This window comes from Pseudomonas sp. EL_65y_Pfl1_R83, assembly GCF_963970695.1.
Taxonomy (GTDB): Bacteria; Pseudomonadota; Gammaproteobacteria; order Pseudomonadales; family Pseudomonadaceae; genus Aquipseudomonas; species Aquipseudomonas tritici.
This window is the reverse complement of record NZ_CAXAQI010000309.1, coordinates 1-491: the sequence shown is the minus strand read 5'-3', so window position 1 is coordinate 491 and position 491 is coordinate 1. Positions and strand designations below refer to the sequence as shown.

General features: G+C 68.6%; 1 protein-coding gene. It reads right to left on the bottom strand.

The genetic code is table 11. The features are described 5' to 3' along the window. The coding region (locus tag AACY08_RS29035; protein ID WP_339472524.1) for a hypothetical protein at nt 1–491 on the bottom strand (491 nt) is incomplete at both ends.

Here is a 491-nt window from a genome sequence, read left to right as displayed (position 1 = left end):
CTGGGGTTGGCGACCATCAGCTTGTTGTAGGGCCAGGCGATCAGCCGGTTGTCGGCCGTCGGCGTCGTGATCTCCTCCGGCGTGAAGCGCCGCTTCAGCCAGGCATTGGGGTTTTGCGCGGCGGCTTCCGAATAGCGCGACCACAAGGTCCCTGATTCCGCCATCGCCTCGCGCGGCGTCTGACCCCAATGCGCGGAGGAGGCAGCCTCGTAGAAGGGATAGACGGTGACGGGACGGAACACGCTGAGCGTTACCGCCAGCGGCTTCTGGAATGCCGCCCCGCGCTTCGGCTCCTCGACGTCGTGCGCGAATGGCGTCCACGGCAGCTTCATGCCCGCGCGCTCCGCTTTCGTCGCGGTCGATTGCGCCTCCGCGCCGCAGACCGCGGCCACGGTGCACTCGCCGCGCGCGATGCGCTTGGCCGCCTCGTGGATGTAGCGAATCGGGCTCTCGCCGCCGACCGGGCCGTAATAGCAATGCGCGGGCGTGAC